The organism is Liquorilactobacillus mali (genome assembly GCF_001437155.1).
Taxonomy (GTDB): Bacteria; Bacillota; Bacilli; order Lactobacillales; family Lactobacillaceae; genus Liquorilactobacillus; species Liquorilactobacillus mali_A.
In genome coordinates this window covers 54,460-66,452 of sequence record NZ_JQAR01000006.1, presented here as the reverse complement: position 1 = coordinate 66,452, position 11,993 = coordinate 54,460, and the positions used below count along the sequence as shown (strand labels likewise).

Here is an 11,993-nt window from a genome sequence, read left to right as displayed (position 1 = left end):
TTGTTCATATCGAAAGGGGTATTGAGTAGTGATGTCAAAAAAAAATTTAAAGAAAGTCCCTAAGAGAACTGCAAAGTTAAGAATAGGTGCGTTAAAGCCGATTCTTTTTACTTTGCTTGTGTTAATTGTTGCTTATTTAACACTGATTAGTGGGAGTAGCGATACCACAATAAGGGCTAAGTTTTTTGTTTTTGCAGTAGTCATTTTGGTGATGCACCTGATTCTGTGTGTTGCCCTGAACTATACCGCAGCAAGTCCTTATAAGAAAGAGCTTGAATATGTACATCAGAAGATCAGCCAAGTAGTTTCAGGAGATTTATCCAGTCTAGATGACCTGACACCATCAAAGAATGATGAACCATTGATCTCCGAAATAAAAGATGATGTACACAGCCTTGCAAATGTTTTTATGGCCGTAATCATCGGAATGAAGAGTGAAAGCACGAAAATGAGCGGAATGGCTGGAAATCTTGTTAAGGTCCTCCAAGACGCAAATAGTTCTGTTGATGGTGTTAAAGCAACGATGGGAAACATTGCAGAAGCTTCAGAATCACAGGCAGCAGAGGCCGAACAAACCTCAAATGATATGCAGGAGCTTTCTCAAAAGATAGAGAAAATATATAGTGAAATTGAATTAATGGACGGATACGTTGAAGAATCAAAGGAAACGAATGAAAGTAATTCAACCATGATGATTCAAGTGTCAAGCAACTGGGAAGAAGAACGAAAGGCCCAGGCACAATTAGTTACAGAGATGGATGAAATGAATAAAGACATTCAGAGTATTGGTAACATTGTTGCATTAATTACGGATATTTCTGAACAGACAAACCTTCTAGCACTCAATGCTTCAATTGAGGCGGCAAGAGCAGGAGAAGCAGGTCGAGGATTTGCAATCGTTGCAGAAGAAGTTAGAAGCCTTGCAGAACAAAGCAGTGAGTCAACTAAGAATATTAGAGAAATAATAACACTGATAAGAAATAAATCAGAACATATGGCCTCCTCTTTGAATACCTCATACGAGAGTGGCGAACAACAAACAAATTATATTGGACAGGCAATTAGCTCGACCGAACAAATTTCAGTCATAGTTAAGAAATTTGTTGATAGTATTCAAAAAATCGAGAAAAATGTATCAGCAGTAGTGGAAGAAAAGAATATGGTTGGGCATTCTGTGGAAAATATTTCTTCAGCTATCTCTGATACGTCAGCAGGAACGCAAGAAGTAACTGCAAACGTTGAAGAACTTCAGTTGAACGTTAGAGAATTTGAAAAGAATGTCAAAGAAATTGAAGATATTGCGGAAGTTCTGAAGTTCCAAGTTGGTAGTTTTAAACTTTAGAAAAGGTTAATTTGAGGGAGATGGCTTTAGGTGGTAGATCAGTATATTGTATTTAAAAGTCATGAGCAAATGTTTGCATTGCCAGTGAGCATAGTGAAAAGAGTAGTGGAATCTCCAAAATTTATAGTGCTTCCAGAGGTGCCCGAATACGTTCTAGGAGCGCTGGAATATAACAATACGATGGCACCTATTATTGATTTTAGAGATAAGCTTTTTGGTGAGAAGATTGAGGATAGTCCTAGTTCCAAGGTAATTCTATGCAATTGGCAAGACAATTCATTGGGATTATTGATTGAAGAGATAGTGGGAATTACGGAATTGACTGAGACAGAGTATGAAGTTGAAATTGAAAGAGCAAATCTAAAAAGAGGCTATGTGGATAAGTTCTTGAAACTTAAGGATGATATTGTAATTTCAATTGATCTAACATACCTCTTTGATAACAAGCAAGAAGATCAAATAATAGATGCACTTGAAGAAACTGCACCAGAAGGTACCTTTGATGACAGCGCTGGAGAATGAAATAAAAGTTGGAATTGCAGAATATAAGCTAGGAATGGAAAATTACAAGCTGGTAACCGTTGGCTTGGGCTCATGTGTTGGGACGATTGTCTATGATAAAAAGACAAGAATTGGAGGACTGAGTCACATAATGCTTCCAGATAGTGTGCCATTTGAAAATAAAGGCGCACTGAATAATGCTAAGTTTGCAAATCTAGCAATTCCAGAGATGGTTGCCCAAATCAAAAAGGAATCACCTAATGCGGATTTGGCTGCCAAAATCGTTGGTGGGGCCAATATGTTTAACTTCAATAATGGAACTGGGTTGAGCATTGGCCAACGTAATGTATTGGCTGTTAGAAATTCTTTAGCTAGTTTGAAAATACCAATTATTTCAGAACATGTTGGGGGAAATAGTGGAAGAACAATGGTAGTCGATTTGAAAGATTTTAAGACGATGGTACGAATTGTTAACCACGAAATCGTATATATATAGAAAGACGGATTTTATGAATATTTTAGTTGTTGATGATTCAGCATTCATGCGAAAGGTAATTACGGATATTGTTGAAAGACAAGCTAATTTGCACGTGGCAGATATGGCACGAGATGGTAAACAAGCGGTCGAATTGATTGACAAAAATAATTACGACTTAGTGCTAATGGATATAGAGATGCCAGTAATGAGTGGATTAGAAGCACTTAAAATCATTCGACGTACAAATGATGTTCCAGTAATTATTCTGAGTGCGTTAAGCAGAAAAGAGAATACAATCGATGCTTTAGCAACAGGGGCTACTGATTTTGTTGAAAAACCAAAAAATCTAATGAATTTGGAAAACGAATGGATAGAGGAGTTTGTAACAAAAGTCAGAGGAATTGATGGTGAAGTAGGAAGTAATTCAGACAATAAAGTGAATCTTTTTGTAAGCCCAAAGAAGACTGAGAAGGACTTTAGTATTCTCAAAGCCATAGTTATTGGTGCATCAACAGGCGGGCCCAAGACATTGCTTAAAATAATCAGTTCACTAAAAAAACCTACAAGGGTACCAATATTAATAGTTCAGCATATGCCTAAGGGATTTACAACATCATTTGCTGAGAGGCTGAACCAGGAAAGTAAAAGTGAAGTTATTGAAGCAAAAGATGGGATGAAAATCGAGTCTAAGATATATATTGCTCCAGGAGATTTTCACATGATAATTAAGAATGGCAAGATATCTCTAAATCAAGGACCTAAACAAAACGGAACGAGGCCGGCAGTTGATAATTTATTTATTTCGGCGGCAGATGTTTACAGAAACAGGCTTGCAGGGATTATCTTAACCGGTATGGGAAAAGATGGGACTATTGGTATGAGCAGAATAAAAGACTTTGGTGGTTATACAGTTTCGCAAGATGAAAAAAGTAGTGTGATTTTTGGGATGCCACGCAGCGCAATTGAAGCTGGGGTCGTAGATGAAGTTTTAAGCTTGGATGAAGTGTGTCAAAGATTGCAACAGATGATTGGGTGAGAGAATGGAACAGAATTTTATTTTCTTCAACAAATGGGTATTAAAAAATGTAGGAATTGATTTAAACAACTATAAGGAAAAACAAATGCAACGTAGGATAACAAACATCATGAATTCCACGGGTGCAAAAACAGTTGAGGAATATGCACGTATTCTTGAAAAAAATCGCGATGCATATAACGCATTTGTAAAACATATAACGATCAACGTTACAGATTTTTTTAGAAATAAAGAAATCTTTGACATATTTGAAAGGTGTTTTATGGAAAAGGTGGTCCCCGAATTTGACCATATAAAAATTTGGAGTGCAGCTTGTTCAACAGGTGCAGAACCTTATTCGCTAGCAATGATTTTAAATAAGAACAAGGTAAGAAATACTAGTATTCTTGCAACCGATATAGATAATAATATCCTCGCAAAGGCTAGACAAGGCGAGTATGCGAAAGCAGAATTAACTAACGTGGCTCCTTCTGACTTGGCGAAGTATTTTAATGAAATAGGATCCGACAAATACGTTGTAAAAAATGAGATCAAGAAATACGTTTCTTTTGAAAGACAGGATTTGTTGGGTACGCAATATCCTAAGAATGTTCAAGTAATAGTTTGCCGTAATGTCACTATTTATTTTAAGTTAGAGGCGCGTGATGATGTTTATCGGAAATTTAGCGAATCTCTTAACAGGGGTGGTCTGCTGTTTACGGGTGCAACTGAAACAATTAATGAACCTAGTAAGTTTAATCTTGAAAAAGTTGATACTTTTATATATAGAAAAATCTAATGTGGAAGGAGATTTGATTAATGGACGACAATAGTGTATATCGTAACCTATTTTTTGAAGAAAGTGATGATAATCTTCAAAAGTTAAACGATGATGTTCTGGAATTGGAAAGTGAACCTGAAAATATAGACTTGATCAATGAAATTTTTAGGGCGGCACATACATTAAAAGGAATGTCTGCAACAATGGGCTATAATGTGATGACTAAGCTCACGCATAAAATGGAAAATCTTTTTGACTTTTTTAAGTCTGGCAAATTGAAAGTCACAAGTGAATACATATCATTGATATTTGAATGCTTGGATAAGTTGTCAGAACTAGTAGAGGATTTACGTAATGACCAAGAGCTGTCAGAAGATCAAATTAGTGAATTACTAAAGAAATTAATCAATGTCGAAGAAAGTGTTAATGGTACAGCAACTGGGGAAGTTCAAAATACAAGTGGAAAAACTGAAAAACTGACTACAGCATTAGAAAGCAGCGAAGATGCGGATATTGATGTTGTGAAGAAGGCAAAATCGCAAGGATATAACGCATTTGTAGTAGCAATTCGAATAGATAAAGAATCAATGCTTAAAGGACCAAGAGCATTCTTGATCATTGAACATTTAGAGCAAGAAGGAGATGTTATTTATACAGAACCTACTGCTGATTTACTTGAAAATGGTGAATTTAATACTGATTTCAAACTGATTTATTTGACAAAGAATACAAAGGAACAAGTCGAGGCAAATATTGATATCAATAGTGAAATTGATACCTTTATCGTAGAAGAATTCGATAGCGCCAAGTCTGCAAATAGTAATGAACACAAACCTTCAGCGGAATCTGCACCTGTTAAACCAACTGAGAGTACTGCCAAAAAAACCAAATCTCCTGATAAAAAAGGAAAGAAAAGCAGTACACCAGGCAAACATCCTAGTGCGGCTAGGAATCAATCAATCAGGGTCGACTTATCACGTTTAGATTCATTCTTGAATTTGGTCTCGGAATTGGTTGTTTATCGTAATCAATTGGATGACGCGAACAAAAGAAATGATGCGATGGAGGTCAAGGATTCATTAGAACAAGTTTCACGTCTGACTTCTGAGCTGCAAGATTTGGTCTTGAAGATTAGAATGCAGCAAGTGAGTGTCGTCTTTAGTCGTTTTCCACGTATGGTTAGAGACTTGGCTAAAGAACTTGATAAAGATATGGAGCTGATAGTTGAAGGTGAAGAGACCGAATTGGACAAGACGGTGGTTTCGGAATTGAGCGAGCCTTTGATCCATTTATTGCGTAATTCTGCAGACCATGGAATTGAGAGCTCAGAAGCACGTAAGAAACTTGGAAAACCAGAAAAGGGAATAATTAAGTTATCTGCATATCAAGAAGGCAACCAAGTCAATATCACACTTGAAGATGACGGTAAGGGAATTGATCCACAGGTCATGAAGGAAAGTGCTGAGAGTAAAGGAATTGATACAACAGGGATGACAGATAATGAATTAATTAATTTGATTTTTCATCCCGGCTTTTCAACTGCTAAAAAGATTACCAATATTTCTGGGCGTGGTGTCGGATTAGATGCAGTAATGGCCAAAATCAATGATTTAGGCGGATCATTAGAGATGAAGACGGAACTGCATGTCGGGACAAGATTTGTAATTAAGTTACCGTTAACACTATCAATCATTCAGGCACTGATGGTAAGAGTTGCTAATGAAAGTTTTGCAATTCCGCTGGATGTTGTTGAACGTGTTGTTGTAATTCAAGAAAAAGAAATAATTACCAGCATGGATAGGGAAGTAGTAGAATATCAAGAAGGATTGATTCCAGTTATCAGGGTAGATAAGGTTTTAGGCTTAACGAATGAGGAGAATACCAAACAGTTTGCAATCGTTGTTAAGAGTGATAAACAATATTTTGCAGTATTGGTCAATGAATTAATTGGTCAACAAGAGATTGTGATTAAAAAAATCGATACCATTATTCAAAAACTTAACAAGTTTCAAGGTGCGACAATCTTTGGAAATGGATCGATTGCACTTATCCTAGATGTTAATGCCATTTGTCAAGGCAAGTTGGTTGAAAGCTAATGGAATATACTGATATTGAATTAGACGCGATAAAAGAAATCATAAATATTGGCGGCGGCAATGCAGCAACAAGTATTTCAAAGCTTGTTAATCAAAAAATCAATATGCATGTTCCTGAAATCAGTTTTCTAAGTTATCATGAATTATACAAAGAAATATATGCTGAGGACGAAGAGGTCCACGCTACTATTAGTAATTTTAGTGGTGATTATAGCGGGATTTTTCTTCTAGTAATACCAGATAAATCAATCCAAAAACTGATTAAGCTGTTACTAGGTGGTGTTTCGGCTTCAGATGAGCTGGAAGTATCGGCGATTAACGAGCTAACCAATATAATAACTAATTCATTTCTAAATGCAATTGAAGGATTGTTGAACACAGAGATGCAAACATCAGTACCACGAACGCAAGAAGATTACTTTGGTGCTATTATTAGCAGTTCTTACCTAGCATTGGAACACTATGATGATCAAATAATGATTATGAGAAATGAATTTATATACGCAGATGAAAAAATTGATTCATCGTTGTTTTTAATCCCAGAGCAGGGTGTTTTGGATAAAATGGTAGAGTCTTTACAAGTTTGAAAGGAGCAATAAAATGGCAAAAAGAGTTCTAATTGTTGATGATGCGGTTTTTATGAGAATGAAATTAAGAGATATTTTAGAAAAGAATGGGTATGAGGTTGCAGAAGAAGCCGAAAATGGACAAGATGCTTTTGATAAGTATCAAGCTGCAAAACCAGATTTAGTCACAATGGATATTACTATGCCCGAAGTAGATGGAATTGAGGCCTTGAAGTTAATTAAGAATTTTGATGGTAATGCAAAAGTTGTAATGTGCAGTGCAATGGGACAGCAGGGTATGGTTATGGAAGCAATTCGAGCAGGAGCTGTTGATTTTATTGTTAAGCCTTTTGATACGGATAGGGTTATCAAGGCTTTAGACAAGGCACTATCTTAAACGTTAGGAGATGTTTGACTGTGCAAATGATTCTCTTTAAAATGAACCAGCAAAATTTTATGGTTTCAGCTGAATCTGTTGAAGAAGTAATAGATACTGTCGAGATAACGGGGATACCCTTAGCACCAAAATGGGTACAGGGGTTGATAAACTTGAGAGGCAGTGTTTTGACGGTAATTGGGCTGGCAGAATTAATTGATCTACCACCAATCAAGAAAAAGATGAATATATTAATAATGAAGAACGAGGATAATCGTAAGGGATTATTGATAGACGAAGTATTGAAAGTTATCGATATAGAAAAAGATCAAATTCAGCTTGAAAGTACTTCAGATAAGAAATATTATATTGGTGCAACAACTGTTGAAGAAAATGTAGCAAGTGTTATAGAGATAAATCAACTGATTTTTTGATAAGTGAGGGATCAAAGTGGACCAAGTATTGACACAACAAGAAATTGATTCTCTGTTGAACGCAATGGACAACGGTGAAATCGTAGAAGAAAAAACTGAAAAAGAAGAAGAACTCAAGGTAAAGAGCTATGATTTCAGAAGACCAACAAAGCTGTCCAAAGAGTATGTCAATACGTTACATATGATTTTTGAAGACTTTTCTAAGGTCAGCAGTAATGTTCTTTCAACGCTCTTGCGGTCAAATATTAATTTTAGTCTGGCATCTATTGAACAAGTCAGTTATGATGAATTTATCCATTCAGTTCCACGTTTTACTTTACTAGGGCTTTTCCATTCCGACCCGCTAAAGGGAATTCAGATTTTAGAGATAAATCCACAGCTCTGCACGGTAATTGTGGAACTACTTTGTGGAGGAGCTGGTGTTGGCAAGCAAGAAAACTTATCTGTAAAAGGAAAGAATTCTTTTACAGATATTGAATTGATTCTTTTAAAAGAAATTGTTATTGAGATGACAAAGATTTATAAGAATGTCTGGAAGGATATTATTGAATTGCAGACTGAATTTGATGAGTTGGTTAGTAACCCTCAATTGCTTCAAAATATGTCACCAAATGAACCGGTTGTTATGATAACATTTACTGTTAAAGTAGGAGAGATTGATAGTTTTATTAATATTTGTGTTCCTTACGTGTTCTTTGAAGGACTTACAGATAAATTAAGCTTTCATAATTGGTTTGATTCGAACCAGGAATATAGTGCAAATGATGAACGTAAGTTAAAAGAAAGCTTGAATAACATTGCTCTTGATTTGCAAGTAGTCTTGGGAGAGTCGGAACTAGAACTATCAAACTTTTTGCACTTAGAGCCAGGTGATATTTTGAAGCTAGATAGTAAGATTAACGAACCGCTTGATTCATATGTTGAAGGCAGTCCGTATTATAATGTTAAATTGGGTAAGAAAAATAATCAGATTGCTGTAGAGTTAATCGATAAGTTGGAGGGGGAAACTCAATGAGTGACAGTCTATCACAAGAAGAAATTGATGCAATGATGGCTGGAGCAGTTACAGATGATACTGCTGAAGCAAAAGATGATATTGATGAAAAAACAAAACAAGATATTATTGGAGAAGTGGGCAACATATCGATGTCCCAGGCGGCAACAACTTTGTCATCTATTTTAAATAAGCGTGTGAGCATTACTACTCCAAGAGTTGAAGCAACGAAATTTGGTAATATTTTAAGTGCAGTAGATACACCTAAGGTTTCAACAGTTGTTGGTTTTAAGGAAGGATTAGTTGGTTCTAATCTGTTACTTCTTGAGGTTAAAGATGCAATTATAATTGCGGATTTGATGATGGGAGGGGACGGCAAAACTGAAAATAAACAGTTTACTGATTTGGAATTAAGTGCAGTAGCAGAAGCAATGAATCAAATGATTGGTTCTGCATCAACATCTATGGCAACGATGATAAATCGCAAAGTGGATATTTTACCTCCAAACGTTAAGTTGTGGGAAAATCCTGAATCCGTTCATTACGATAACCTTGATAAAGATGCTGATGTGTATCGTATTTCGTTTTCACTGTCAGTTGAGGGATTAATTGAAAGTGAAATTATGCAGATCTTTACTGCGGATATGGTGGAAGATATTGCTAAGGCAATGCTTTCTGATAAGGCAACAACTGTTAGAAACGATGAGGAACCTGAGACCAAAACTATTGTTGAGGCAAGTACTGAAGAGCCGATAAAGGCGGCCCCACAGCAACAACAGCAACAGGAAAAACCAACTGTTGAAAAACCAGTTGAAGTAAGTAAACCAGAATTTCAAGTATTGAATGATGAGCGCAAAGCTGAAGGCGACAATCTGGATTTATTACTAGATGTTCCATTGAACTTAAGTGTTGTTTTGGGTAGAAGCGAGAAAAAAGTGCGTGATATTTTATCTTTCGGCACAGGTTCTGTTATCGAATTAGATCGGTTAACCGATGAACCGCTTGAAATATTACTCAATGGTAAACCGATTGCAACTGGTGAAGTAGTAGTGATCAATGAGAACTTTGGTATTAGGATCACGAATATCTTATCACCGACGCAAAGAATAAAACGACTCAAGTAGAATAAAAAAAGTTAAACGAAAGAGGTTTAACTTTTTTTTGTTGTGCCGATACTAAATATATGATACTTTTTGAGGAAAGGAGTTGGACGTTTTGAAAATAGAAGGCTACCAAGGAACTAATATATATGGAGACCAAGCTGCTAAACTCACGAAACATACACAGTTAGCTGCAAGTAAAAATCAAACTAATAATGATTCAACCGGGGAGTCAACAAGCGTTGAATTGTCAGAGAAAGCACAGAAGATAATGCAAGGTGCTCAGGTTGAACCTGAGGTTGACTTGAAGAAAGTTGCGAATCTCAAGAATGCAATTAATAACGGAAATTATAAGATTTCGGCAGAAGATATCGCTAATCGAATGATGGCACAAGTGGACATGCAAAAGGAAGATTAGTATGCAGACAAAAGAATTTGAGCGTCACTTGGGAAGCTTTGTTAAGCTGTTAAAAAAAGAAAAAAACTATTTAATTAAGGACGATGGCGAGAGCCTCACAGATCTGCTACCAGAAAAAGAAGGTTTTGTGGAGATCCTAAAAGAATATCAAGGAGATGTCTCAGAAAAGGCACATGAATTGATTACTGAGATCAAGGCCCAGCAAGAGGAGAACCTTTTGCTTACAAGACAAGCAATTAGCTACCAAAATATGTTGATGGGGGCTGTTAAAAAGAACCTCAGTAGCCCGGCTGGTACATATTCAAAGAGTGCTCAAGTATATGCACAGCCACGCACTAATTTTGTTGATGAAGAAATTTGAGAGGTAATAACTATGGCAGGATTATTTGGAACATTAAATAATGCAACAAGCGGATTGAGCGCAAATCAAGTTGCACTGCAGACAAGCAGTAATAATATCGCAAATACAAGTACGGATGGTTACTCCCGTCAACGAGTCAATTTAGAGACAAACAGTGCATATACAGTTTCAGGAGTTGGAACGCTTGGGACAGGTGTGAAATCAGCAGGAGTCGAAAGAATTGTCGATGATTTTGTACGCGGACAAATTCGCAATGCCAATTCTAACTACCAATTTGCAGCAGAAAAATCAGATGTCTTAGGTGACTTGGAGAATATCTTTAATGAACCATCTGATAATGGACTCTTGACACAATTGTCGACTCTGACAAGTAGCTGGACTGAGCTTTCTAATAACCCTGAGTCCGACACGGCAAAAACATTAGTAGCAGAGAATGCCAGCACTTTCACAGATACACTTAATAGTATGGCAGATGATATTAACAGCCTTACCAACAGTACAGTTCAAAGCGTAAGTAAGAATGTGCTTGATTTCAATAATAAAGTCGAGCAACTGCAGAATTTAAACGATCAAATCTATAATATGTCCAGCAGAGGTGAATCACCTAATGACTTGCTGGACACAAGAGATTCCGTGTTGAAAGATTTATCTGGACTGGCTGATATAACCACTACAACTGATAATTACGGACGAGCTTTTGTTCAACTTGACGGTCAGGACATACTGACTAGTACAAGTATGTCGACTCTAAGTGTAGTTACCACAAGTAATTCAAGCGGATCAACGTTGGCAGTTGGGGGCGATACTAGTGAAGTAGGTACTACAGACACTCAGTATTCGTTGGGGACAGTTGTATTATCTAGTTCTGCAGACTCTACTGATTACCAGAAAATTGATATTTCTTCAGGAACTATTGGAGGTCTGCAAGCCGCGATTGGAGAAACACAGGATCGTTTACAAGATTTGAATGACTTTGCAGAAACAATTGCTAAGACAACGAATATGATATATACGGGTGGATCTTCAAGTACGACAGGTTTCTTTGATTTAGGAGCAGACGAAGGAAGCTATGCAGCAAATATTACACTCAACTCTGATATTAGTAATAATAGTACAGGAATTAGTGCAGGTAAGTCTACTGCATCAGGCGATGGAACAAAAGCTGCAGCAATTGCAGCATTAGCAAACACAAAGCTTGATTATCCTGTTTCTGACACGGAACTTGCAACGTATGATAGTGATTCAATGAGTTTTACTAGTAGCCAAACTGGTTCGACCTTTGCCAATGAATTCAACAATACAGTTACTAAGAATGGTATCTCTAAGCAGGCAGCCGATAACACTGCGACTGCACAACAAAGTGTTTTGACACAACTTGAAGAAAAAGACTCATCTGTTTCAGGGGTGTCTTTAAATGAAGAAATGTCTAACATTATTAAGTATCAGCAAGGTTTTCAAGCAAATGCACGGTTATTGTCAGTTGTTTCTGAGATGCTGGATACTTTAATTAATAATACTGGAGTGTGAGCAT

14 protein-coding genes are annotated in these 11,993 nt (G+C 36.7%); all 14 read left to right on the top strand.

What is annotated here, in order from left to right; translation table 11 throughout:
* The first annotated feature begins 31 nt into the window (after positions 1-31).
* Positions 32-1,342, top strand: coding sequence for a methyl-accepting chemotaxis protein (locus IV36_RS04435; protein ID WP_056990983.1), 1,311 nt, complete (start codon positions 32-34; stop codon positions 1,340-1,342).
* A gap of 84 nt (positions 1,343-1,426) precedes the next feature.
* Positions 1,427-1,864, top strand: coding sequence for a chemotaxis protein CheW (locus tag IV36_RS04430; protein WP_415586643.1), 438 nt, complete (start codon positions 1,427-1,429; stop codon positions 1,862-1,864).
* Positions 1,845-2,339, top strand: coding sequence for a chemotaxis protein CheD (locus IV36_RS04425; protein WP_056990981.1), 495 nt, complete (start codon positions 1,845-1,847; stop codon positions 2,337-2,339). The genes IV36_RS04430 and IV36_RS04425 overlap by 20 nt, the downstream gene beginning before the upstream one ends.
* A 13-nt stretch (positions 2,340-2,352) precedes the next feature.
* Positions 2,353-3,357, top strand: coding sequence for a chemotaxis-specific protein-glutamate methyltransferase CheB (gene cheB / locus IV36_RS04420; protein WP_056990980.1), 1,005 nt, complete (start codon positions 2,353-2,355; stop codon positions 3,355-3,357).
* A gap of 4 nt (positions 3,358-3,361) precedes the next feature.
* Positions 3,362-4,135 (top strand): CheR family methyltransferase, encoded by a 774-nt coding sequence (locus tag IV36_RS04415; protein WP_056990979.1) that lies wholly within the window; start codon positions 3,362-3,364, stop codon positions 4,133-4,135.
* Between the two features lie 20 nt (positions 4,136-4,155).
* Positions 4,156-6,213, top strand: coding sequence for a chemotaxis protein CheA (locus tag IV36_RS04410; RefSeq protein WP_056990978.1), 2,058 nt, complete (start codon positions 4,156-4,158; stop codon positions 6,211-6,213).
* Positions 6,213-6,800, top strand: a complete 588-nt coding sequence (locus IV36_RS04405; RefSeq protein ID WP_056990977.1) for a chemotaxis protein CheC — start codon at positions 6,213-6,215, stop codon at positions 6,798-6,800. Before IV36_RS04410 ends, IV36_RS04405 begins: the two co-directional genes overlap by 1 nt.
* A 13-nt stretch (positions 6,801-6,813) precedes the next feature.
* On the top strand, positions 6,814-7,176 hold the full coding sequence (locus IV36_RS04400; protein ID WP_056990976.1) for a response regulator: 363 nt from the start codon (positions 6,814-6,816) through the stop codon (positions 7,174-7,176).
* Between the two features lie 20 nt (positions 7,177-7,196).
* Positions 7,197-7,589, top strand: coding sequence for a chemotaxis protein CheW (locus IV36_RS04395; protein ID WP_056990975.1), 393 nt, complete (start codon positions 7,197-7,199; stop codon positions 7,587-7,589).
* Positions 7,590-7,605: 16 nt separating this feature from the next.
* The gene (gene fliM / locus IV36_RS04390; RefSeq protein WP_056990974.1) at positions 7,606-8,604 is read left to right on the top strand and encodes a flagellar motor switch protein FliM; all 999 of its coding nucleotides are present in this window, start codon (positions 7,606-7,608) and stop codon (positions 8,602-8,604) included.
* On the top strand, positions 8,601-9,707 hold the full coding sequence (fliY, locus tag IV36_RS04385) for a flagellar motor switch phosphatase FliY (protein ID WP_056990973.1): 1,107 nt from the start codon (positions 8,601-8,603) through the stop codon (positions 9,705-9,707). Before fliM ends, fliY begins: the two co-directional genes overlap by 4 nt.
* A gap of 91 nt (positions 9,708-9,798) precedes the next feature.
* A complete protein-coding gene (gene flgM / locus IV36_RS04380) occupies positions 9,799-10,101 on the top strand; it encodes a flagellar biosynthesis anti-sigma factor FlgM (RefSeq protein ID WP_235810241.1) in 303 nt (100 codons plus the stop codon).
* A 1-nt stretch (position 10,102) separates the two neighbouring features.
* Positions 10,103-10,462, top strand: coding sequence for a hypothetical protein (locus IV36_RS04375; RefSeq protein ID WP_056990971.1), 360 nt, complete (start codon positions 10,103-10,105; stop codon positions 10,460-10,462).
* 12 nt (positions 10,463-10,474) lie between these two features.
* The gene (gene flgK / locus IV36_RS04370; protein WP_056990970.1) at positions 10,475-11,989 is read left to right on the top strand and encodes a flagellar hook-associated protein FlgK; all 1,515 of its coding nucleotides are present in this window, start codon (positions 10,475-10,477) and stop codon (positions 11,987-11,989) included.
* The last annotated feature ends 4 nt before the right edge of the window (positions 11,990-11,993 follow it).

What these genes read in the sequence shown, in the direction of transcription:
- IV36_RS04435 (WP_056990983.1), top strand. Translation starts at nt 32, where the DNA reads ATGTCAAAAAAAAATTTAAAGAAAGTCCCTAAGAGAACTGCAAAGTTA.
- IV36_RS04425 (WP_056990981.1), top strand. Translation starts at nt 1,845, where the DNA reads ATGACAGCGCTGGAGAATGAAATAAAAGTTGGAATTGCAGAATATAAG.
- cheB (WP_056990980.1), top strand. Translation starts at nt 2,353, where the DNA reads ATGAATATTTTAGTTGTTGATGATTCAGCATTCATGCGAAAGGTAATT.
- IV36_RS04415 (WP_056990979.1), top strand. Translation starts at nt 3,362, where the DNA reads ATGGAACAGAATTTTATTTTCTTCAACAAATGGGTATTAAAAAATGTA.
- IV36_RS04410 (WP_056990978.1), top strand. Translation starts at nt 4,156, where the DNA reads ATGGACGACAATAGTGTATATCGTAACCTATTTTTTGAAGAAAGTGAT.
- IV36_RS04405 (WP_056990977.1), top strand. Translation starts at nt 6,213, where the DNA reads ATGGAATATACTGATATTGAATTAGACGCGATAAAAGAAATCATAAAT.
- IV36_RS04400 (WP_056990976.1), top strand. Translation starts at nt 6,814, where the DNA reads ATGGCAAAAAGAGTTCTAATTGTTGATGATGCGGTTTTTATGAGAATG.
- fliY (WP_056990973.1), top strand. Translation starts at nt 8,601, where the DNA reads ATGAGTGACAGTCTATCACAAGAAGAAATTGATGCAATGATGGCTGGA.
- IV36_RS04375 (WP_056990971.1), top strand. Translation starts at nt 10,103, where the DNA reads ATGCAGACAAAAGAATTTGAGCGTCACTTGGGAAGCTTTGTTAAGCTG.
- flgK (WP_056990970.1), top strand. Translation starts at nt 10,475, where the DNA reads ATGGCAGGATTATTTGGAACATTAAATAATGCAACAAGCGGATTGAGC.